Annotated in this window: 21 protein-coding genes; 6 read left to right on the forward strand and 15 right to left on the reverse strand. The window is 48.1% G+C overall.

What is annotated here, in order from left to right; genetic code table 11:
• Positions 1–121 precede the first annotated feature (121 nt).
• From arsC to EA392_13060, 6 genes are all read right to left on the reverse strand, one after another.
• On the reverse strand, positions 122–469 hold the full coding sequence (gene arsC, locus EA392_13035; GenBank protein ID TVR37291.1) for an arsenate reductase (glutaredoxin): 348 nt from the start codon (positions 467–469) through the stop codon (positions 122–124).
• 12 nt (positions 470–481) lie between these two features.
• A protein-coding gene (gene prfB / locus EA392_13040) for a peptide chain release factor 2 (protein TVR37292.1) occupies positions 482–1,583 on the reverse strand; the annotation gives its coding sequence in 2 pieces (ribosomal slippage) (positions 482–1,519 and positions 1,521–1,583; 1,101 coding nt in all).
• A gap of 26 nt (positions 1,584–1,609) precedes the next feature.
• Positions 1,610–2,107: a RecX family transcriptional regulator gene (locus tag EA392_13045; GenBank protein TVR37293.1), complete on the reverse strand. Its 498-nt coding sequence runs from the start codon at positions 2,105–2,107 to the stop codon at positions 1,610–1,612.
• A gap of 38 nt (positions 2,108–2,145) precedes the next feature.
• Positions 2,146–3,696 carry an Rne/Rng family ribonuclease gene (locus tag EA392_13050; protein ID TVR37294.1) on the reverse strand — a complete coding sequence of 517 codons (1,551 nt, stop codon included), beginning with the start codon at positions 3,694–3,696 and terminating at the stop codon, positions 2,146–2,148.
• Positions 3,697–3,921: 225 nt separating this feature from the next.
• Positions 3,922–4,422, reverse strand: coding sequence for a hypothetical protein (locus EA392_13055; GenBank protein TVR37295.1), 501 nt, complete (start codon positions 4,420–4,422; stop codon positions 3,922–3,924).
• Between the two features lie 22 nt (positions 4,423–4,444).
• Entirely contained in the window at positions 4,445–4,738 is a 294-nt protein-coding gene (locus EA392_13060; protein TVR37296.1) for an integration host factor subunit beta, read from the reverse strand.
• Between the two features lie 130 nt (positions 4,739–4,868).
• Here EA392_13060 and mutY point away from each other — a divergent pair, with 130 nt between their 5' ends.
• The 4 genes from mutY (at position 4,869) to gldD (ending at position 8,372) form a co-directional block, all read left to right on the forward strand.
• Positions 4,869–5,942: an A/G-specific adenine glycosylase gene (gene mutY, locus EA392_13065; protein TVR37297.1), complete on the forward strand. Its 1,074-nt coding sequence runs from the start codon at positions 4,869–4,871 to the stop codon at positions 5,940–5,942.
• A gap of 19 nt (positions 5,943–5,961) precedes the next feature.
• A complete protein-coding gene (locus tag EA392_13070; protein TVR37298.1) occupies positions 5,962–6,423 on the forward strand; it encodes a single-stranded DNA-binding protein in 462 nt (153 codons plus the stop codon).
• A gap of 120 nt (positions 6,424–6,543) precedes the next feature.
• Positions 6,544–7,797, forward strand: coding sequence for a gliding motility-associated protein GldE (gldE, locus tag EA392_13075; GenBank protein ID TVR37311.1), 1,254 nt, complete (start codon positions 6,544–6,546; stop codon positions 7,795–7,797).
• Entirely contained in the window at positions 7,794–8,372 is a 579-nt protein-coding gene (gldD, locus tag EA392_13080; GenBank protein ID TVR37299.1) for a gliding motility lipoprotein GldD, read from the forward strand. The genes gldE and gldD overlap by 4 nt, the downstream gene beginning before the upstream one ends.
• Positions 8,373–8,401: 29 nt before the next feature.
• Here the strand turns inward: gldD and EA392_13085 are convergent, their stop codons facing one another.
• The 5 genes from EA392_13085 to EA392_13105 all read right to left on the reverse strand — a co-directional run bounded on the left by EA392_13085 (position 8,402) and on the right by EA392_13105 (position 14,806).
• On the reverse strand, positions 8,402–10,363 hold the full coding sequence (locus EA392_13085; protein ID TVR37300.1) for a carboxypeptidase-like regulatory domain-containing protein: 1,962 nt from the start codon (positions 10,361–10,363) through the stop codon (positions 8,402–8,404).
• Positions 10,233–11,270, reverse strand: coding sequence for a heme A synthase (locus EA392_13090; GenBank protein ID TVR37301.1), 1,038 nt, complete (start codon positions 11,268–11,270; stop codon positions 10,233–10,235). Before EA392_13090 ends, EA392_13085 begins: the two co-directional genes overlap by 131 nt.
• Positions 11,271–11,281: 11 nt before the next feature.
• Entirely contained in the window at positions 11,282–13,198 is a 1,917-nt protein-coding gene (locus EA392_13095) for a hypothetical protein (GenBank protein TVR37302.1), read from the reverse strand.
• A gap of 23 nt (positions 13,199–13,221) precedes the next feature.
• Entirely contained in the window at positions 13,222–14,004 is a 783-nt protein-coding gene (locus tag EA392_13100) for a DUF2490 domain-containing protein (protein TVR37303.1), read from the reverse strand.
• A gap of 286 nt (positions 14,005–14,290) precedes the next feature.
• Complete coding sequence (locus EA392_13105; GenBank protein TVR37304.1) at positions 14,291–14,806, reverse strand: copper chaperone; 516 nt, start codon at positions 14,804–14,806, stop codon at positions 14,291–14,293.
• A gap of 94 nt (positions 14,807–14,900) precedes the next feature.
• Here EA392_13105 and EA392_13110 point away from each other — a divergent pair, with 94 nt between their 5' ends.
• Together EA392_13110 and EA392_13115 are read left to right on the forward strand one after the other, a co-directional pair.
• Complete coding sequence (locus tag EA392_13110; protein ID TVR37305.1) at positions 14,901–15,821, forward strand: DMT family transporter; 921 nt, start codon at positions 14,901–14,903, stop codon at positions 15,819–15,821.
• A gap of 162 nt (positions 15,822–15,983) precedes the next feature.
• Positions 15,984–16,640 carry a hypothetical protein gene (locus EA392_13115; GenBank protein TVR37306.1) on the forward strand — a complete coding sequence of 219 codons (657 nt, stop codon included), beginning with the start codon at positions 15,984–15,986 and terminating at the stop codon, positions 16,638–16,640.
• Positions 16,641–16,699: 59 nt separating this feature from the next.
• Here the strand turns inward: EA392_13115 and EA392_13120 are convergent, their stop codons facing one another.
• The 4 genes from EA392_13120 to EA392_13135 all read right to left on the reverse strand — a co-directional run bounded on the left by EA392_13120 (position 16,700) and on the right by EA392_13135 (position 21,091).
• Positions 16,700–17,491: a DUF3050 domain-containing protein gene (locus tag EA392_13120; GenBank protein TVR37307.1), complete on the reverse strand. Its 792-nt coding sequence runs from the start codon at positions 17,489–17,491 to the stop codon at positions 16,700–16,702.
• A gap of 190 nt (positions 17,492–17,681) precedes the next feature.
• The gene (locus EA392_13125; GenBank protein TVR37308.1) at positions 17,682–19,472 is read right to left on the reverse strand and encodes an SLC13 family permease; all 1,791 of its coding nucleotides are present in this window, start codon (positions 19,470–19,472) and stop codon (positions 17,682–17,684) included.
• Between the two features lie 24 nt (positions 19,473–19,496).
• A complete protein-coding gene (locus tag EA392_13130; GenBank protein ID TVR37309.1) occupies positions 19,497–20,882 on the reverse strand; it encodes an MBL fold metallo-hydrolase in 1,386 nt (461 codons plus the stop codon).
• A 26-nt stretch (positions 20,883–20,908) separates the two neighbouring features.
• Positions 20,909–21,091 (reverse strand): hypothetical protein, encoded by a 183-nt coding sequence (locus EA392_13135; protein TVR37310.1) that lies wholly within the window; start codon positions 21,089–21,091, stop codon positions 20,909–20,911.
• Positions 21,092–21,344: the final 253 nt, after the last annotated feature.

Consider the following 21,344-nt stretch of genomic DNA (forward strand, 5'->3'; position numbering starts at 1 on the left):
CGCGCAAACAACAGCTACACTACCAAGAAACTGGTGATCAAATAAGACCACCCATATTCTTACTTCAAAAAAAGGCAGCCTTCGGGCTGCCTTTTTTTGTTCAATACTATTCGGTTGGTGTTTAGAGAATTTCTTTCACTCGTTCGGGTGGCCTCCCTACAACTGCCTTGTTTCCCCGGATTACAATCGGTCGCTCAATCAGTTTTGGGTTTTCAAGCATGATATCAATCCACTCATCGTCGTTGAAATCCTTACCGCGAAATTTCTCCTTGTACACAGCCTCGCCCTTGCGAAGCAGGGCTTCAGGCCGCATATTAAGCCTGGCCAATAGTTTTTTGAAGGTATCCACATCAGGCGTTTCGTCAAGGTAAAGTCTGATGGCGGGTTCGTGGCCTGCTTCTTTCAGAATTTCCAATGCTTCCCTGCTTTTTCGGCAACGCGGATTGTGATAAATTTCAATTTCTGACATAACAATGTTTTTTTAGCTATTGGTTTTTGCAGAGCCTTGCTGCATGAGAAAAGCTTTGAGGAAAGCATCGAGTTCACCGTTGAGCACGTCATCCACATTACTGGTTTCTTCTCCGGTACGGACGTCTTTAATAAGCTTGTAAGGGTGCAGCACGTAGTTGCGAATCTGTGAACCCCACTCGATTTTCTTTTTTCCTGCTTCAATTTCGGCCCGGGCCTCATTTTTCTTACTCAGTTCCAGTTCGTAGAGCTGAGATTTGAGAAGTTGCAAAGCCTTCTCCTTGTTCTCAAACTGAGAGCGTGTTTCAGAGTTTTCAATGACAATCCCTGTGGGCGCGTGCTTCAATCGCACGGCCGTTTCGATTTTGTTCACGGCCTGCCCTCCTGCACCACTCGAGCGGTAGGTGTCCCAGCTAATATCTGAAGGATTGATTTCAATCTGAATGGAATCGTCAACCAAAGGATATACATACACCGACACAAAGGAGGTATGGCGACGCGCGTTGGAGTCAAAAGGTGAAATGCGCACCAGGCGATGCACACCATTTTCGCCTTTGAGGTAGCCGAATGCATATTCACCGTCTATTTCGAGGGTTACCTGTTTTACCCCGGCAACCTCACCTTCCTGCATGTCGAGCTCACGCACCTTGAATCCGTTTTTATCGGCCCACATGAGGTACATGCGCATCAGCATACGCGCCCAATCACAGCTTTCCGTACCTCCGGCGCCCGCAGTAATCTGCATCACGGCACTCAGAGCATCCTCTTCGCCCGACAGCATATTTCGGAATTCGAGATCGTCCATCAGCTCGTTCAGCTTTTTCAACTGCTCTTGCAGGTCCTCTTCGGAGGCCTCACCTTCCTGGTGAAACTCGTGCAACACACGAAGGTCCTCCAGGGCATCGCGCGTAGCTACCCACGCATCCGTCCAGTTCTTTTTGGTTCGGATTTGCTTCATTATCAATTCGGCTTTTTTGGGATCGTCCCAAAAGTTGGGGTCTTCGGTGAGCTTTTCTTCTTCGCGAATCTGCTCTAGCTTGTGATCCACGTCAAAGATACCCCCTTAGCGCTTCCAGGCGCCCCGCGAAATCGCGTAAATCATCTTCGTGTAGCATGGTACAAAGGTAGTCTTTTAGGCATATTAACGTTCATTATCTGACTTCCTTCCTGCCACAAAACGCTCTACATCTACGGTAAACTCATCCGGCTCAAAGCCCTTGGATGTCAGAAAGCGGTGCAATCTTGCCCTGAGGTTCCAATCATCCTCGTGGTAGTATTGACCGCTTTTACGTTCAATATGCTTTAACAAGGTTTGGCGGTACTCTTCGGGTTCAATCTCCTCCATGGCCGCACGCAAACTATAGTTACTCACCCTATGTTGTTTGAGTCCCTGTATAATTCGGATGCGGCCCCATCCCTTGATGCGGAATTTTCCGCTGGCGTAGGCGCGGGCAAAGCGTTCTTCATTGAGGTAATTATCGGATACCAGAGCGGCCACAAACGCGTCCAGTTCCTCTCCATACCAGCCCCAGCTTCTGAGTTTCCGAACCACCTCAATGTGTGAGCGCTCCTGATAGTCGCACCAGGCGCGCATGCGGGTCAGCGTTTCTTCGCGGCTGTATTTGCGTTTTACAGACACAGCTTCGAAGATAGAACAATAAAGAGGGTGAAAAAAAATCAGATTTCAATTTCCTGCTGGGCCTCATCAAAGAATCGGTACTCCAGAAATTGAAAGGCGGTGTTTGGGCAAAACACAACAGGCAGCTTGTACTTGAAGCGCCATTTGAGCTCTGTTGAAATCATGCCCTTTTTGAAATAGGCTGCGAGAAACGGACTGCAGTGAATTTCAATGCGACGTGGCTTGCGTTCCTCGAGAATCAGTCTGAGGTTGTTTTCTATTTCATCGGGAACAAGCAGCGTGGACTCTACTTTACCTGTACCTGAGCAAGTTGGGCATTGCTCACGGGTTTCAATATTGGTTTCGGGGCGCACCCGCTGCCGGGTGATTTCCACCACACCGAATTTACTGGGTGGCAACACATTGTGCTTGGCCCGGTCAATACTCATGTACTCTTTGAGCTTTTCGTAAAGCTCTTTTTGATTGGCCCGATCCTGCATATCGATAAAATCCACCACGATAATACCCCCCATATCTCTCAGACGGAGGATTCGTGCCAGCTCTTTGGCCGATTCGAGATTGGTTTCAAGCGCATTCTGCTCCTGGTTTTTATCGACACCTTTGCGGTTACCGCTGTTCACGTCCACCACGTGCATGGCTTCAGTGTGTTCAATAATCAAATAGCCCCCACTGGGGATATTGACCTGCCGACCAAAAGAGAGCTTGATTTGCTTTTGAACGTTGTAGTACTCAAAGATGTCTGTTTTACCACGATAGAGCTTTACGATTTTCTCGTGATCGGGTGAAATTTTGCGCAGGTAGGTTTTAATTTCCTCTGCCATTTCGGGGCTGTTTACCCGAATGTTGCTGAACTCCTTGTTGAGCAGGTCGCGCAAAACAGCACTGGTTTTGTTGATCTCGCCCAGTACGCGTTTAACCGGTTTGGCCGGCATCAGATTTTTGTGAAGCTGTTTCCACCGCTCGTATGAATTATTGAGATCGGCGTCGAGTTGTGCCACCTTTTTGTTCTCGGCAACGGTGCGAATAATTACACCAAAATTCTTAGGCTTAATACTCTGCATCAAGCGCTTAAGACGAGTTCGCTCTTTGGGATCGGTGATTTTCTGCGAGATGGAAATCTTGGAGGAGAAAGGCACCAGAATGAGATACCTGCCGGCAATGGTAATTTCAGCGGTAAGTCGGGGCCCTTTGGTAGAGATAGGTTCTTTGGCTACCTGCACCAGTATATGCTGACCACCGGAGAGCTGATCCTTGATTTTGCCGTTTTTGTCAATATCCGGCTCCTGCTTGAAGTTGGCGAGGTCGGCAGAGTTGAATTTCCGGGCCTGCACCTGTTTTACCCAGGTATTCATGGAGCTGAATTGCTGCCCCAGGTCGAGGTAATGCAGGAAGGCATCTTTGGAGTAGCCCACATCTACAAAAGCAGCATTGAGGTTAGGAATAACCTTTTTCACCTTACCCAAATAGATGTCACCGACCGCGAATTCCGGATTGGTTTTTTCGCGATGTAACTCTACGAGCTGCTTATCTTCAAGGAGCGCAAGCTGCGTATCCTTGGAGTTTGCATCGATGATTAGTTCAAATGACAAGATAGCCAATGGTTAAGCGGCAAACACGCATACATATGCAGCCACTGTTGATACCAAATTGAGGGAGTACCGAAAAGGAGAAGGGCAGACAAATCCATCCGCCAACGAAGACATTACTTCTTCTTCTTGTGCCGGTTTTTACGCAGGCGCTTTTTGCGCTTGTGCGTGGCCATCTTGTGTCGTTTTCTTTTCTTACCGCTAGGCATAACTAAAATATTTTAACTGTTAACGTTTGAGTTCATCAATGAACTCCTCTACTCTTTCTTTAACAGTTGGATCTTCTACATCCTGGAGGTAACGCTCAAAGCATTCAATCGCTTTTTCCGGATTTTCGAGGGTGGCGTAGGTTTTTCCCAAATAGAAAATGGCGTCTGGAAATTTCTTCTCGGTGTCGAGTTCAACGACTTTACTAAACCGCTCTGCGGCTTTTTCGTACTGTCCTGATTGGACAGAAAAATGAGCCAGATGCCAATGCGCCTCTACCCTGTTAGGATTTTCTTCGAGAATTTCCCGAAGCATCAAAATCCCCTGCATGGGATTGCTACCATCATGCACCAGTGCTACAGCCTGATTGATTTTTTGTTCAATCGGGTCTGTTTTGCTTGCCTCCAGCTTTTTGGCTTCGAGCCGAGCTTGCTTTGGGAGGCGAGGTGCCAGTATTAAAAGAACTACTAAAAAAAGAGCAGCCAAAAGTACAACAATTTGTGTTTGCTTTTGGCTGCTCATGGATAAATCTCAAAAAAGAAGCTTACTTCTTCTTTTTCACTTTGGTACGTACTCTTTCAACAAACACTTTAGCAGGTTTGAATGCCGGAATAAAGTGCTCGGGGATGATAATAGTGGTGTTTTTCGAGATATTTCGGCCGGTTTTCTTAGCGCGCTTCTTCACGATAAAGCTACCAAAACCACGCAGGTACACGTTTTCTCCTTTTTCCAAAGAATTTTTGATAGACGACATCATGGTCTCTACGGTAGCCTGAACAGCTACTTTCTCGATTCCGGTCTTCTCAGAAATTTCACTCACCAAATCTGCTTTAGTCATAACAATTAAGCTTTAATTAGTTCACAAATGATTCGTTTCGATGGCAAATATAGAGCAAGCCTTGTAACCCGCAACATAATTTCGATTAACTTTGGATTCTAGGCACTTAAACCCTGTTTTCTTTCTACCAATGAATATAACCCCCGCCCTAAACGATTGGTATTCAAAAAATAAACGCCAACTTCCATGGCGAAACTCTCCCACACCCTACAACATCTGGCTGTCGGAAATGATTATGCAGCAAACCCGAATAGCTCAGGGCTTACCGTATTATCTCCGCTTTAAGAAGGCCTTTCCCTCCATTAAAGACCTGGCAGAGGCCGATGAGCGCGATGTAATGCAGCTTTGGCAAGGACTCGGGTACTATCGCAGAGCGCGAAATCTCCATCACGCTGCCAAACATGTGGTGCACGAATTGGGCGGGTGCTTTCCCGGCTCGTACAAAGAGCTTCTCCAACTCAAAGGCGTTGGGCCTTATTCTGCGGCAGCCATTGCATCTATATGTTACCACGAGCCCGTGCCGGTGGTGGATGGAAACGTGTTTCGTTTTCTCTCACGACTTTTCGGCATTGATACTCCTGTGGATACATCTTTTGGTAAGAAAACCTTTTATGAGCAGGCAGCAGCTATTCTAGACCATCAAAATCCGGGCGACTTTAACCAGGCCATGATGGAGTTTGGCGCCCTGGTTTGTACTCCGGCTCAACCTGAATGCGCGGAATGCCCTTTCGGTGAAGTATGTGTAGCTTACCGAACAGGCACCATTGAGCAATTTCCGGCTAAGCGCAAACGAACCAAAGCCACTCCCCTCTATCTAAATAGTTTAGTAGTGCAAACTTCACGCGGGTTGATGCTTCAACAACGACCGGAAACAGGTATCTGGGCCGGACTATACGGCTTCCCCACACTGGAGACCAGCACCCCACCAGACCATAACGCACTTTCGGATTTCTGCGGGCAATTCGGATTGCCGGAGCCGAACAAAGAAAAGCGAATTGGGCCCATTCCGCACCAACTTACACACCGAAGTATTCAGGCGCATTTCTGGGTTTTTAATGAACCTCCAATCCACGAAAAAGAGTTCATATGGGTATTGAACAGAAAAGAAATCAGCAACTTTGGCCTCCCCCGACTTTTTGAACGATTCGTTGATAAGTACATTTTCAGTACTCGTGAAAAGCCCGTACCTTCGGCAAACGAATGACGCATAAAACTAAACCAACATGGCAGGAGTAAATAAGGTAATCCTTCTCGGAAACCTGGGCGGTGACCCGGAAGTAAGAACACTTGAAAACGGAAACAAAGTAGCCAACTTCAATCTGGCTACCTCTGAAAGCTACAAAGACCGCAACAGCGGTGAGCGCATTACCCAAACAGAATGGCACAGAATCGTAATTTGGCGCGGACTGGCGGAAGTTGCTGAAAAATACCTTCACAAAGGCGATCAGATTTATGTGGAAGGAAAACTACAAACGCGTAATTACCAGGACAAAGATGGCGTGACCCGCTACACTACCGAAATTGTGGTGAACGAAATGACCATGCTCGGCAAGAGAGAAATGAGCCAGGGACCGGCTGGACAAAGCACAGAGCAAAAACCACAGTCTGCTGCGGCTACAAGCCGAAACGGACATCCTGAGCCGCAACTGCCGGAAGCCGACGAAGAAGATGACCTCCCCTTCTGAGTACCATTGTTCACGTAAACCCCGCCAGTGAAACCTCCCCCGGAAGAATCTATTTCCATTTTTCTGCTCACCATCAGCGAAACCGCCGATTGGACGCTGTTTGTGTCAGTGGGAGTACTCATGTTATTGCTGGTTTGCTCTGCATTGATTTCAGGCTCTGAGGTAGCGTACTTTTCTCTTTCACCCTCGGATATGCAAACCATTGATACAGAATCCGACGCGGCCAACCAGCGCATTTCCTCAATGTTGAGCAAGCCGTCCAAACTGCTTGCTACCATTCTGATTTGCAATAACATCATCAATATCGGCATTGTTATTCTCTCTACCTTTGTGCTGGGAAAATGGTTTCAGTTTATCGCTGACAATGCCATGCTCCAGTTTCTGGTGGAAGTGGTGATTGTAACCGCACTCCTGCTGCTCTTTGGCGAGGTGGTTCCGAAGATTTACGCAGCATCCAATGCATTGGGAGTAGCCCGTACCATGGCCCTCATGCTGAGTGTAATGAATAAATTTTTTAGTCCGTTGAGCAACATTCTGGTGCGCGGCTCGGCCAAATTACGGCGGCGCTTTGAGCAGAACACCATCGGAAACGAGGTAAGCTCGGATGAACTGGAACACGCCATTGAACTGACCCTTGACAGGGAAACCACGCGCGAAGAACAGCGCATTCTGGAGGGTATCGTGAAATTCGGAAATATTGAAGTACGCCAGATTATGCGACCCCGCACCGAAACCGTGGCCTTCGACATTAAAACCTCCTACCCGGAGCTTGTGCGCGCAATGATAGAATCGGGCCACTCGCGCTTTCCTATCTACCGAGGCTCTTTTGACGACGTGGTGGGCATACTGGTAATCAAAGACCTCATCCCCTATTCGGATCGAAGTCAGTTTAAATGGCAATCGCTCATCCGAACACCCTTTATCATTCCCGAAAACAAAAAGCTGGACGACCTGCTCAAGGAGTTTCAGGAGAAAAAGGTGCACATGGCCATTGTGGTAGATGAATACGGCGGCACCTCAGGCATCGTAACCCTTGAAGATGTGATTGAAGAAATTGTGGGCGATATTACCGACGAGTTTGACGACGACGAAGTAACCTACAGCAAATTAGACGATTTCAATTACGTTTTTGAAGGCCGCACCTTGCTGGTTGACTTGTATCGTATTCTCGATCTGGACGAAGAACCCTTTGAAGAAAACAAAGGCGAAGCAGATACACTCGCCGGATTTATCCTAGAACAGGTGGGAAAAATTCCACTGAAAAATGAGCGTATCCGTTTTCACGACTATACTTTTGTGATTGAAGCGGCTGATAAGCGGCGTATCAAAAGAGTAAAAATCACCTTGCCGCAGGAAGAAACCGAGGAAAAATGAAAAACCTGATTTGCCTGATACTGCTTGCAATGCTCGTGACCTCCTGCGGCGAAAACCCGGTACCAAAACCCAAAGGCTACTTCCGTATAGACCTACCCGAAAAAGACTACCGTGCAGTATCACCAAATTGCCCGTTTTCCTTTGAAATTCCGGCCTACTCGCGGATTCAGATGCGTTCCGACCGACCTGAAACCTGCTGGTTCAATCTCGACTTTCCGAAAAACAAGGCGCAGGTTCATTTCACCTACAAGCCCGTTGAAAACAACCTTAAAACCATGCTCGACGAAAGTCACCATCTCTCTTACGAGCATCATGTAAAGGCCCAGGACATCCAAACACGTGTGGTGGTTCGGGACAGTGCCTGTGTGTTTGGGCTTGTGTACTACCTGGAAGGGGATGTAGCCTCTCCTGTTCAGTTTTACCTTACCGACAGCACACAGCATTTTCTGCGCGGCTCGCTCTATTTCAATGTACGCATGAACAGCGACTCTCTCCGGCCAGTGATTTCATACATCAGTGAAGATATTGACCACCTGATTTCAACACTGAGCTGGAGCTCCAACCGCTGTCGGTAACAGAAGCCTTCTTCTCCTGCCTTCAGTTGCTATAAGGAGCCAAAAGCCATTCGCAACTGAAACTGCAAACGCCCCATGTAAGGGTTGTCGTCCGGTTGACCTATTCTGTAGCGGCTTCTTTGCCAGGGCCAACTAAAGTCCTCATTGTTGAAAAGCAGGTAGGAATCGCCTGCAAAAGGCGCGATGTACAGAGCCGATAAACTGAAGCGCAAATTTCTTTTCGGCGCAAAACCCACACTCAGAACAGGTGCAGCAAAAAAGTTTTCCGTGAGGTATGCCATGGACGTATTTTTAAAACCTATCTCCTGATTGAGCACCGGATACTGAGCCGCCGCGCCAATATCGGCCAGTTCTGCGTTAAAGGTCTCCACGCCTAACGTAGCTGCCAATTTCACAGACCACTTTGCCGCAAAACCAATGCTTTGGGTGAGCTGAAGCCCGAGGGACTGCTGGCTGTACATTTTGCTGAACAAACCCCCACTGTTCCATATCACCGAAAACCTGCCGTTGAGGCGGTAGTTCAACTGGTAAACCATGCCGTGCACAAAACCTGTTTGGGCGGGCAAAGTTCCCGACAACTCTTCAGGCCAGTCGGGGTCACGACCGCTGTAGTGCCGCTCCTCGCGCGTATAGTACATGCCGAAATAACCCACCTCTGATGAAATTCTACTCAGCACCCGCTCCAATGGCGTTGTAAGCCGGGCTCCCTGCACCATCCCCAGGGTGTCGCCCGCAGCGGTGCGGTTATTCAGAATCACCAGGTCTGTAAGGCGCTCGTTGAAACCCACCCTGTCCATGTGACTGATGGGCTCGTCAGTAATTTCAAAATCGTTGATGGCATAGGTGTTCTCCAGAAAAAAACGCCCGCCCCGCACCCCCGAGCTAAAGGCCGTGTTGTAGTGAATGTATTTGAGGCGGTACAGCCCGTCGAATTTAGCGTAGCCCGTTTGAAAAGTCAGGTAACTTCTTCGCGAACCAAAAGAAAGACCCTGTCCGAAAGAGTCAAAAGCTCCGCGTTGCACCTCCACATCCACTTCATAGATGGCCGTATCGGTCATGTTGATGTAGATAACACCCTTGAGATCGTTGCCCGTAAAGCGAATGGGCTGAATAGGATGCCCGTCGAAAGTTTGCATGTCAAGACTCTCAAAGGAATAATCCATCAGCCTTCTTTCATTGAGCGGCCCTCGTCTGAGCTGCACCACATCGAAGCGATGCACGTTAAACGCTCCCGCGGAGATACGCAGGTTGCTGTGCACAAAGTCGGGGAAAGTGTCAACCGTACCTTCGAGCACTGCCACGTTACCGTAATCACTTCTCCGGTGGTATCCACGCTTGTCGGCCAAGGTAATAGCTCTTGCTTCGTAAAGCGGACGGACATGGAGCGTATCGCCAAAGCCTCGTTCTACCACCTCTCCTATCAGGCGCTCATTGTGCGTCGGGTGGTTTATCGGAATCCGTGCAATTAGTCGCCGGAGCAGGTTGCGCTCATAATCCTCGGGCGTAACCACCACTTCGGCAAGTCCATGGGCAGCAGGAGCCAATAAAAAGGTATCTGTTTTACCCGCATAAACCGGAAAAGTAGCTGAGGTGTATCCCATGCTCGAAAAGCGCATCTCCACCGGATTGGGCATGCTTGCTTTTCGGCGGAAGAAAAACCTGCCGGAGGCGTTGGTAATGGTTCCCCGTCCCGGAGCTGTGGCGAGTACTGCGTGGGCATATGGCACCGGCTGCCGCGATTCGGCGTCGAGAATCACCCCCGTGTAAGCGTTTTGGCCAAAGGACAGCGACGAAACGGTGCTCAGCAGCATAAACATGAACAAGCAGGCCCCCATACGTTTCAGGCCCGGGCTCATCTTCTTAGGCCGAAAACGCAGATTTGGAAACGCTGGTTTGTGCGAGGACATGGAGCCAAAGGTAAAACAAGACTCCCACAAGTATAAGTGCAGCAAGCAGGTGTAGTGGCTGGGCAAAAGCGGGAAAGCCCGCATAATTCAAAATCACTCCCGCAAAGATTTCTACACCGAGCAGTGCCACCACAACTACAAACCAATTGCGCGGAAGTGCAGACCGCATCATCATTCTGAGCATCCAGGCGTAGGCAAGCAGCAAGAAAATAGAAAAGCTACGGTGAATGAGAAACACGGCGTCCAATCCGTCCATCACATCTTTTCGCGGACCGGCGATAAGCAAGGCATCTACCTGTTCGCGCACATTGGTACCGAGATACACCTGGGCCAGGGTGAGGAGCATCACCAGCGAAGTAACTCCCAGCAAGCGAGTGTCTGTAATTTGAAGTTCCTGCTTGCGCCGGCTTTTTCTGAATAGTACGGCCACTACCAGCAGCAACAAGGCAATGGCTCCAAACATGTGGTAGGTAATGCTGTGCGGAATGAGGTTTCCGTCCACAACGAGTTTACCCAACCATGCTACAAAACCCAGCGCAAAAAGGGCGCCGGCGCTGAGCAACCACGTTACCACATCGCTGCGAATGCGGATGGTGGCCAGCACAAAGAGCAACATAACCGGAATGCCCGACAGCGCACCAAGCAGGCGATTGATGTACTCAATCCAGGTGTGCACGGGGTTGAAAATGGTGTAGTCGTGCTTGTCGTACACGCGCCAGTTTTCCGGTGAAAACACTTCCGTGGTGGTGAATTTTTCTCTGGCAACCAGCAACTCGTCATCGCCCAGAATCATCTGGCCTTTGTTGTATGTTGTGCCGGCTTTCCACACAAGCTGATCCTCATGGGTGGGCGGAATAAAAAAACCGAAGCACTTAGGCCAATCCGGACAGCCCATTCCGGAGCCCGTCATCCGCACTACCGAACCGGCAAGAATCACGAGGTACACCATGATTAAGGACCAACGCGAAGCAAACAACATCCACCTGTCCATAGATCTACATTTCAGGGTCGGGTATTTCGGTACAAACCGCGGTTATCGCGCACCCAGTTATTGAGTTCAGAGATTATTTTTTCTGGCGATTTCTCTTTTCTCAACCTGCGCTCCAGGCGCGTTGCCGACCGATCGTCCCATTGGGCAAACAACTCAACATTGCGATAGGTTTCGCGATAGGTATTCCACCGCTCCACAAAGGTATCCCAATCGGGGGCATTGTGCAATTCGTGGCGCATGTGGGGCCAAAGCACATCCCTCATCTGGTGGTAAAACCGCTTTTTGAGCCTCACCTCTACATCGCGCTCGCCCGTGTAGGGGTTGTAGAGGTAATCGGTGTAGGCTTTTTTCATCCGAATGGGAATGCTGTCAAAAGCGTTCCATTGCGACTCCCAGGCAAGGAGTGAATCCATCTTGGTCACCACCGCAACACCCACCTCAATGGCCTGTTCGTACACGTCGGTTCTCGAAAAAAACTGAAGTTCTGATTGCAAATGCTCCTTTACCCATCGCTCGGCCACCATGGTTCCGGTCTCGCCCGTATTGCGGTAGGCATCCTCCAATTGTTGTTGGTGTTGCGTAAGCTCATCCGAAAGCTCAACGAGGGCTGCTTCGCGCATCATGTCGCGATGACCTTTATCAATGGTAGCCAGGTACACCGGAAGCTGACGGGCCAGTTCCCCTGCAAACCGGGCAAAAGCCTGGTACAGGTCAATGGAATCTACGCTGAAGGTAGCCACGGGCATCACCACAGGTGGCACATTGTGAAGTTGGGCCTCTACAAACGCCGGATTGTTGAGCTTTTCCAATAGTTTCACCATCGAAGAATCGTAGCGGTTCACGTAGATAAATTCGTGCGCTCTGCTCAGCTCGAGCAAGGAATCGAGCACGATGAGCCGGCGCCGCGACCCCTCGGCGTAGCTGATGGCGAGGTCGAGACTAGGCGTGCGGCCGCGGTTAATCAGCAGATTGCGGTAATCAAGGCGTTTGGCAATCTGGCCTTGCATGAACTGTGACAAGCTGTCGGTATCGGCGAGTGCTTTTTGTTCGCTCTTTTTTCGCGGATAGCTCAGCCTTTTGAACAAAGGGCCTTTACGACCGGGCTCAAAGTGAAATTCCGGGTGGTTCCAGCCTGCCATCGAAGCCCAGCGCCGGTATTTGTCGAACATCAACTCAGGAAAACCTCCCTGACCGTCGTTGCTGAAATCGTCTTCACCAATGGCAAAAAGCGGGTGATCAGAACCGGAGTCGAAGGCTTGCAACAACTCCGCAACATGCTGGTTGGTATAAAACTCCGTTTCCTTGCCCCGTACCACTTTACGACTTGTAAGCAAGCCGTTGCGGTAGGTGCGTTCTTCGGTTGTGCGGTGCTTATCGCCCGGAAGGAGATAGGAATACTCCCACTTTCCTTCGGCGTAACCCTGTTCATTGCATTGGCCTTTGAGTGAAAACGCACTCTTGTGAGATTTATCGTTCACCCGAAAACGACCCGCGGTTTTTCCGGCTTGAAAGGAGCATTCTATTGACAAGCCATCTTGTTGCCGTGCCGATTCGTCGAGTGAGTCGAGTGTAAAAAGCCATTTACCATCTGGAAAGCCTTTCGAGAAAGAGCCCTTCCAGGCTTTTACGTAACCGCTTAACCCAAACTCGGGTTGAATTCCGCTTCCGGGACGGATGTCATAGCTCCAATGTCCTTCATTCCACTCCCACTCACCTTCAGGCAGGTGATTTTTTACCTTTCCTCTTACGCTGTAGGTTACAAGGCTGTCGTTACTCAGGTCTCGCCAGCGCAGCTCGTAAGGCCCATTGGCCGGCAACAGGCTATCGGGCAGTGCCCCCTGAAACTGAATTTCGCCCTTCACCCCCTTCTCATCCCGAAAGGTTTTCAACTCCTGTGCCACAGCAGAAAATCCTACTCCGGCAATCATCGCATATGTCAAGACCCATTTCATCATTCGCTTCGTCTGAACATGGTGGGCATCAAGTCGTCCATATTATATGAAATACCCACCTGCAGGTTGTGATTTATATTGCCCGAAGTTGCTCCGGGAATGCTGATATACTGATGCAAATACCCTACCTGGAAGTTAAATTTCGGGCTGAACTGGTATCCGAAAGCCAGGTAAAACCTGTTTCTATCGAAAACCTCACCGGCCACCTGCTTTCCGAAGTTCACAAAAAGCTCATTGTAGCTGGCAAAGAAGAAGTGGCGCAAATAGGGCGAAATGGTGTAAAACGGTACAATGGCCTGCAACCTGTATCGCACGCGGTTTTCGAATTTGGAGTTGCGCGTATCGAGGTTATCAATAAAGCGCTGCTCCAGCCGGTAGCGGTGCTCAAGAAACAAGTTGCGCGAGCGCTGCCGCATAATGAGCTGTTGCCACGAGCGGTGTTCGCGCACGGTGAAACCCTCTACGTTCTCGCGCGAGGGGGTAGTATAAATAAAGGCGTAACCGGCCGTGGCCATGGTAGAAGGGTTGAGGTACACGTTGAGGCCTACTCTGGCCAGCGACTGCTCTACGGTTTCGCGGAGCAAATAATTGCGTAGTTGAAGCTCAGTATGAAGCCCTATTTTGTCGGAGAGCTTGTTATCGCCAAAGTACATCAACCATTGACCATAGGGGTCGGGGCGAACCTGATTCTGTGCCTGCGCAGATTGGATTAGGAGCATAAAAAAAAGGCTGCCAGCCAGCAGCAAAATCGGGGCAAATGCACGTGAGCCAAAGGGGATCATTGCGGATGTCAGCAGGTTTTGGCAAAGGTAGCCATTTGGCCACGATTAACCTCTGCAAACTCTGTGACTGCGGTAACCTTTCTCCCAAAAATACATAAGGCCGGACAAGCGTCCGGCCCTATGTAAACCAACTTACACTACTCCACCGCTTCTTGCGAAGCAGCATCTTCAATGCTTTTGTGATTGTAAAACGCCGGTGGGCCGGAAAGGTTTTGAAGCGATGCAAATTTTCTTCGCTTTGCTACCAAAAAAGATGTATCAATCCGTATTTGTGTGCTTTGCGAAATTACCGAAGCAAGCTGTTCAGCACGTCCAACAAATTGGGAATGGTGATACTTCGGGTTTCAATATGCCTCTCAGCACCTGAAGTTTTTCCCTCGGTGGATGTTCCCTGATCCTGTGGAGCGCTTTCTTCGGCGGGGATATGACGCTCAAGGCTCACCGCGCTCACGGAGTAATGACCTTTGCGAAGGTTGTTCACCGCGTTAGCCAGTTCCTGAGAGCCGAGTTTAGACTCGTCAAACTCAACCACTGCGTAATTCACATCGCGGTCTCCCTCGTAGCTGATCTCGGTGATGATGACACCATCCAGTCCGTTCAGTGCCTTTTTGATAGCGCTTCCGCAACTCAGCTCACAACCCATCCCTTCGATAGAGAGGTGGGCAAGGGATTTCGCCGGACCGTCGGTACGCACTTCACGCACAACGGGTTCAATAGTGGTTTCTGACTGCGATTGCTGACTTTGCTCGCATGACAGCGCAAGCAGTGCAAAGAATAAAAGGAAGTAATGTAAGTTTTTCATCGCTCGGGAGATTGTAATACGAGAGCAACAAAATTAAAACTTTTCTGTTCTTTGAGCGCCGAAAAAAAGGTTTTTTGGCATTCATTTTCAAGCCTTGAACCGAATTCTGAACAACCGCCACCTGGCGTGGATCATTCTGATTGTGCTGGCCCTGACCTGGGGCAGCTCATTCATCCTGATGAAAAAGGCCATGTTTAACGCTGATTTGAGCCGGCGCATGAGCAGCGAGCAGGTGGCTGCCTTACGACTGGTGATTGCCAGTGCGGTGTTTTTGCCTTTTATCCTGCACAGGGTGCGCGCCACACTCCGCAAACACTGGCTTTGGTTATTGCTCGTGGGCTTGTTGGGCAACGGCATTCCCGCTTTTCTTTTCACATCGGCGCAAACCGTGCTCGACAGTGGTGTAACCGGTATTCTCAACGCGCTCACTCCCTTGTTTACGCTGCTTATCGCTGTGGCGGTTTTCCGACAGCGCTACCTGCCGGTAAACTACGCGGGAATTTTGCTCGCGTTGGCCGGTGCCGTGATGCTCATTTCGGGCCATATCGAAGGGGTGGCGGGTGCGCCTGTCTGGGCCTATGTGCTGGTGGTGGTGGCCACCGTATTTTATGCCATGAGTGTGAACATCATCCGCAACAAGCTGGCAGAGGTTGACGCTGTACCCCTGGCCGGAATTGCCTTGCTCTTTGTAGGGCCCCTGGCGTTGGTTTACCTGGCCGCCACCGGTTTTTTTACTGCGCTGATTCACGAGCCACAGGTAAGAGCGGGTGTACCTTTTGTGGCCGTGCTGGCTGTGTTCGGCACCTCGGTTTCGCTCATTCTGTTCAACCACCTGATTAAGATCAGCAACGCTCTTTTTGCCTCATCGGTTACCTATATGATGCCGCTGGTTGCCATTTTGTGGGGCGTGGTTGACGGCGAGCGCATCGCCCTGACCGACATCCTTTTTTCGGCTGTGATTATTGGAGGTGTGTACCTTGTAAATTGGAAGAAACGGGTGCAGAACGTGGCGTAAAGCCTGGGTTGGGCGCGAATATGGCGTTTGAGCAGCGCGCACTTTATGTTTGGCGAATGTCATGCAAGTCTGCTCCGTGAGGCTTGGAATTGCAAAACAATAGCCTTACATTGCTCAAAATTAACCGCCATGAGACCAAGCATACTTCTGTTATTTGCATGTATGATTGCGACTGCTGCGTTTGGGCAGGAAGAGCCGAAAGAGTACAAAAATGAATTCGGACTGGATGCCACCGGTTTTATCAGATCCGTTCTGAATATCAACTTCGACCCGACGTTTCAAATGCCCTATACACCCACGTACTTTCTCAGCTACCGAAGAAAGTTCAAACCAGGAAACATTCGTTTTGCCATTGGTGGTGCCTACGGTCGGGAAGACGTACTTTCAATGCTTTCCAATGACACCTCCACGTTTCAAAGAAACTTCTCAGCCATCGATGTTCGGCTGGGCTGGGAGTTCACCACCGAATTAAGCAAAAGATGGCAGGCTTATTACGGTTTGGACCTGAGAGCGACTTTTACACACAATTACAACGAGCTTATTTTCTCCAGCGGTGGATACGCCAACGGAAGAGAATCACGGAATGAAATTTTGGGCCTGGCACCCCTGTTGGGTTTCAGGTTCAGGATTACCGACCGCATCAGTTTACTGGCCGAAGGCAGCTTTTCATTGAACTGGGCCAAAACCGACCGGCGCGACTTTTTTACTCCCTTAAGCGAGAGCAGCCCCGAGCTACCCGACACACAACTGCCTACGGCCCGCTCCACCTATACCTTGTTTGCGCAGCCGCTGTCCATCTTTTTTGTGTTTGACATCTGATTTTCTGACAGCTCCGTAACAGCAGCCAGAGAGGGCTTTATTACTCCAGCATTTGGAATTCAGACCCTGGCGGCGGCTGTTCTGTTTACTATTTGTCTGTGAGCTCCATTCCAGAGGTTTATACGCCTGGTTAATGCATCAACAGCGGCTTGCTCCGCTTGGTACCACAATTGATCGTCTGTTCCGCACAGGTTTGCTGTCATTTGCAGGGCCAGGTGGCTGTGATGGTCGCCGTCAACCTCTATGTGCCTTTCGAGATAGTATTTGAACATCGAAATGTTGTTCGGCAACTTTTCATGCATGTCGTTGATGATTGAAAGGAACATTCCCGGTATCAGGTCTTCACGGCCAAAAGTAAAGACTGCCGATTGTAAATGATCTTTGTTACTTCCGATCACTTTGAAGGTGAAGTCAACAAAATCGCGGGCTTCTTCGGGTGTTCCGGAAACAGCATGCGCCGCACCAAAATCGCCGGATTTTTTTAACTCAGCGATAAATTGTTCTATTGGAGACGTATCTGCTCCACACTGTTGCATGGCATCCAGGTACATTTCAAAATGGCTCTTCCGGTCGCCATTCAAGTCGAGGTCCGACTCTTCACCAACCACTATTTCATTGATGAGTTGCCTGGTGTCGGCCGAACCCTTTGGAAACCAAGGAACAGATGTGCAGGTCAAGCTGTTTTGAAGGGCCTTGAGCAAAGACATAAAATCCCATACTGCATACACGTGGTACTGCATAAAAATTTTAAGGTCCTCAATGTCTGTGATGGCCGAATACACTTGATGGTTCACAATCTCTTGCCTCAAGGGCTCAATCTTCTTTTGGATTTTTTCTATCTGCGTGTTCATTCTCGTTTATTTCCGGTGCTAACAACGGATATTTCCGTTTGTTTGATTTTTGCCGTTTTGCTGGCTACCAACAGGGCTTGACCCGGGCTGCGCAGCGGTCAAAACCCCTCACTCGGGCGTTTGTAATGCGTTCGAGACTAGTATGGCTTTATGATTTGCTTTTGCATAAAGTGGGTTCATATACGCTTCATTAAATGATGAAAAAATAAAATATTGAAACGGTAATGACTAAAAAGATAACAGTCATTCCACTACCTGCTCTGATATAATCGGCATTTCGATACCCACCCGAAGACATCAGGAAGGCATTCACCTGATGTGTGGGTAAAATAAACGAGTTGCCAGCGCAAAGAGCAGCCATTAAAACCAATGGCCTTGCATCCATATCTGCAATGCTTGCCATGCCTATGACCAGAGGCGCAAGCACTACAACAGCCCCAACATTTGTCATAAACAAGGAAAACAGCGTAGATAATACACACACCATAATAATCATAAAAATGGGTGGTAAGTCAATCACTACATGCATAACTTTTTCCGCCAAAAACAAGGCAGCACCTGTTTTTTGCATGGCTATTCCTAAAGGGATTAGTCCTGCCAGCATAAAAACCACCCTCCATTCTATGGATTCGTAAGCCTGGCTGATATTCATAACGCGCGTCAGCACCATCAGAAGAGCACCGGTTAAGAATGCCATTGAAATGGAAAATCCAAACATCGCCAATGCTATGGCAAATACAAAGCACCCGATAGCAAGCCATGTTTTGGATGTGTCTTTATCATCGAATTTTACATCCGTAAGCAAGATGACATTTTTTGAGCTTTTCAGGTGTTCAATTTCCTTCCATCTGCCGTAAATAATCAGGGTGTCACCAGAAGCTATTTCCTTATCTGAAAAGTCGCCTTCAATTCTTTCCCCTTTATTAACCAATACGACCGGCTTGGCAGCATGCTGTTTTCTGAATGCATAATCTCTGATGGTATTTCCTACCAATTCTGAGTCGGGAGGGATTATCAGCTCTGCAAAACCACTTGCTTCGGACTTAAAATCATCATAGAAATAATTGGAAGAAGAAACATCCTGTAGCTTACATTCCTCAATAAACTGTTCTATGTTTTCGCCTGTACTTAAAATAGCCAGTATTTGTCCCTCTTTGAGTTCAGTTTCCCGCCAAGGGGCAAAAATTACATCCTTGTCTGTTCTGACGCCAAGCAAGTGTATGTTATATTGTTCCTCTAAACCCGCCTCTTCAATAGTTTGTCCAACCAGGGGGCTTTCCGCAACTATTTTCACCCGTTTGATAGCATGTGGCAGGGATAATTTTTCAATCAGTTTTTCCTGCTCTGATTTTCCACTATTTTCCACTTCATCAGCAGGTAAAACTTTATCACCCAAAAACAGGAAGTAAAGAATTCCAGAAATCAATAAAACAACGCCAATAGGAGTGACACTAAACAGGTTATAAGCATCGTATCCATCATTTGTCAGCAAATCATTAACCAGAATTAAATGACCTGAACCAACCATCGTGAGCGCTCCTCCCAGTATGGCTGCATACCCAATAGGCATAATCAATGATGACATAGGTATCTTTGTTTTACGTGATACCTGTATGATGCCCGGCAGAAAAAGTGCTGCTGCACCAATGTTTTGAATCAAGCCGGAAAGTAAGCCAACGGAGGCGGAAAGCAAGCCTATCAAATTTCGCTTGCGGGTGCCTGCCTTATCGATGATAAACTGTGAGAATTTATCCATGACTCCGCTTCGGGAAATACCATTGCCTAAAATCATAACGCTGAGCATGGCAATTACAGCATTACTTGAAAAGCCTGAAAACATTTCTTGCGTATCTAATATACCCGACCAACCCAATGCCAACATACACCCAATGGCCACAATATCAATACGTACTATATCGAGAACCAGCAAGAGTACGGTTACTCCAAGAATGACTAAAACTGTAATTACTTCTTGTTCCATCAATGTTTAGTGTACTTTAAAGAATTAATCCCGTTCACTCCAATCAGACCAGCCGCCAGCATAGTTCAAAATGTTTTCAAAGCCATGGGCTGTGAGTAATGAGTACGCTACGGCAGAACGGTTCCCGCTGTTGCAATAGATAATCACTTCTTTGTTTTTGGATATTTTATCCATATTTTCATCCATATCGCCCATGAATACATTAACGGCTCCATCTATATGCCCATCGTTGTATTCAGACTTGCCTCTGATGTCAACGATTTGAACATTTTCGTCCGTCATTTTATTTTCTACCGTTGATTTATTGATTGAATCGTAGGCGCTTAGATTTCCTTTTTCAAAATCTGCAAGCTGCTGTGGAGTAATAAATCCATGAATGTTGTCCATACCAATACGCATCAATTTTCTGGTAAGGTCTTCCACTTCACTTTCGTCAGCAATCAGTACGAAATACTCTTCATAATTCAAAAACCAACCCATCCAGGAAGAAAATGAATTGTCGTTTGGAATATTTAAGGAGCCTTTCAGGAAACCATTGGCAAATTGACCTTTAGGCCTCGCGTCAATCATTTTCAAGTCCTTACGCTTGGCTTCTTCGTATGCTTCTTTCGATAGATTTTTAATTTTTGGTACTTCTGTCAAGAGTTTTCTATCCACTTTATTGAGCTCTTTCATCTTTGCAAAATAGCGTGGTGGCTCCGGTTGGTCTGCCAAAAGTTCATCGGTAAAAGCTGCTTTATCGTTCAGCTTTTGTAGTGCCCAGTTTCTGATTTTTTCATAGCCTATGGTTGACATATTTACGGCTCCCAGTGCTTTTCCACAAGCCGAGCCTGCTCCGTGTCCAGGCCAAAGCAGAATGTGATCCTCCATTTTCACAAAGTCTTTGAGTGAGTCTAAAAGGTCGTGTGCTCCTTTTTCTTGTGTACCTTTTATTCCTGCGGCTTGTTCCAGCAAGTCGGGTCTTCCTACATCGCCAACGAACACAAAATCACCGGTAAACAACATAGCCGGCTTGTCAGTGGCAGGATGGTCGGTCAATAAAAAACTCAAGTGCTCGGGTGTATGCCCGGGAGTATGTATAGCTTCAATGCTGATATTTCCTATTTTGATCACATCACCGTGCTTTACTTTGGTGTGTGGAAATTCGTATTTCCAGTCTTGGTCTCCTTCATCGGAAAGAAACATTTCTCCGCCTGTAAGGGCTGCTAATTCACGTGAACCGCATAAAAAATCCGCATGAATGTGCGTTTCCAGAATATGGGTAATCTTAAAATTGTTCTCTTTGGCAATTTTCAGATAAGTGTCCACATCTCTTTTGGGATCGATTACCGCAGCAATTCCTGCTTTTTGGCAACCAATTAAATAGCTCGCCTGAGCTAAACTTTTGTCGTAAATCAATTCAAAGTGCATAATCTATTTTGTCTTTTTAATTAAACTTATTTTTTATCCATTTCTTTTTGAAAAGCATCAACACCCTCATCCAGCGCTGATTTTAGCTGTTCGGTTTCAGCTTTTAATTCCTCTTTCTTTTCGTCAGCGGCAGCAACGTATTCCTCCAGTTTCTTGTTGAGTTCGGCTCTTTGTTTATCCATTTTTTCTTTTTGAGCTTTTGTAAGCATCCCCTAAACAGGAGCAGTTGTAATGATAGTGATTTCTTTTAACGGCAGATCGTCCCACAACCCCCTTCATTTCATCGGTGAAGCAGCCCAAAGCTTTGGTTTGCTCAAAGATGCAGAAAAAATGCGTGCTACGCAAAATGTGTTGAAAAACCTTTTGTAGCCAGTTGTAAGGCGGATGTAAAACCATTCTCGCCATAATCCAGCCGAAAGCCAAAGGTATCCAGCGGTAGGCTATCGACAAAGGCATCGATGA

Source organism: Cryomorphaceae bacterium (assembly GCA_007695365.1).
In the GTDB taxonomy this organism is placed as follows: domain Bacteria; phylum Bacteroidota; class Bacteroidia; order Flavobacteriales_D; family SKUL01; genus SKUL01.

Bases quoted from the DNA above. Each gene is read 5' to 3' on its own strand.
- arsC (TVR37291.1), bottom strand. From the start codon at position 469: ATGTCAGAAATTGAAATTTATCACAATCCGCGTTGCCGAAAAAGCAGG.
- EA392_13055 (TVR37295.1), bottom strand. From the start codon at position 4,422: ATGAGCAGCCAAAAGCAAACACAAATTGTTGTACTTTTGGCTGCTCTT.
- EA392_13060 (TVR37296.1), bottom strand. From the start codon at position 4,738: ATGACTAAAGCAGATTTGGTGAGTGAAATTTCTGAGAAGACCGGAATC.
- mutY (TVR37297.1), top strand. From the start codon at position 4,869: ATGAATATAACCCCCGCCCTAAACGATTGGTATTCAAAAAATAAACGC.
- EA392_13070 (TVR37298.1), top strand. From the start codon at position 5,962: ATGGCAGGAGTAAATAAGGTAATCCTTCTCGGAAACCTGGGCGGTGAC.
- gldE (TVR37311.1), top strand. From the start codon at position 6,544: ATGTTATTGCTGGTTTGCTCTGCATTGATTTCAGGCTCTGAGGTAGCG.
- gldD (TVR37299.1), top strand. From the start codon at position 7,794: ATGAAAAACCTGATTTGCCTGATACTGCTTGCAATGCTCGTGACCTCC.
- EA392_13085 (TVR37300.1), bottom strand. From the start codon at position 10,363: ATGCGGGCTTTCCCGCTTTTGCCCAGCCACTACACCTGCTTGCTGCAC.
- EA392_13090 (TVR37301.1), bottom strand. From the start codon at position 11,270: ATGGACAGGTGGATGTTGTTTGCTTCGCGTTGGTCCTTAATCATGGTG.
- EA392_13095 (TVR37302.1), bottom strand. From the start codon at position 13,198: ATGATTGCCGGAGTAGGATTTTCTGCTGTGGCACAGGAGTTGAAAACC.
- EA392_13100 (TVR37303.1), bottom strand. From the start codon at position 14,004: ATGATCCCCTTTGGCTCACGTGCATTTGCCCCGATTTTGCTGCTGGCT.
- EA392_13105 (TVR37304.1), bottom strand. From the start codon at position 14,806: ATGAAAAACTTACATTACTTCCTTTTATTCTTTGCACTGCTTGCGCTG.
- EA392_13115 (TVR37306.1), top strand. From the start codon at position 15,984: ATGATTGCGACTGCTGCGTTTGGGCAGGAAGAGCCGAAAGAGTACAAA.
- EA392_13120 (TVR37307.1), bottom strand. From the start codon at position 17,491: ATGAACACGCAGATAGAAAAAATCCAAAAGAAGATTGAGCCCTTGAGG.
- EA392_13125 (TVR37308.1), bottom strand. From the start codon at position 19,472: ATGGAACAAGAAGTAATTACAGTTTTAGTCATTCTTGGAGTAACCGTA.
- EA392_13130 (TVR37309.1), bottom strand. From the start codon at position 20,882: ATGCACTTTGAATTGATTTACGACAAAAGTTTAGCTCAGGCGAGCTAT.
- EA392_13135 (TVR37310.1), bottom strand. From the start codon at position 21,091: ATGCTTACAAAAGCTCAAAAAGAAAAAATGGATAAACAAAGAGCCGAA.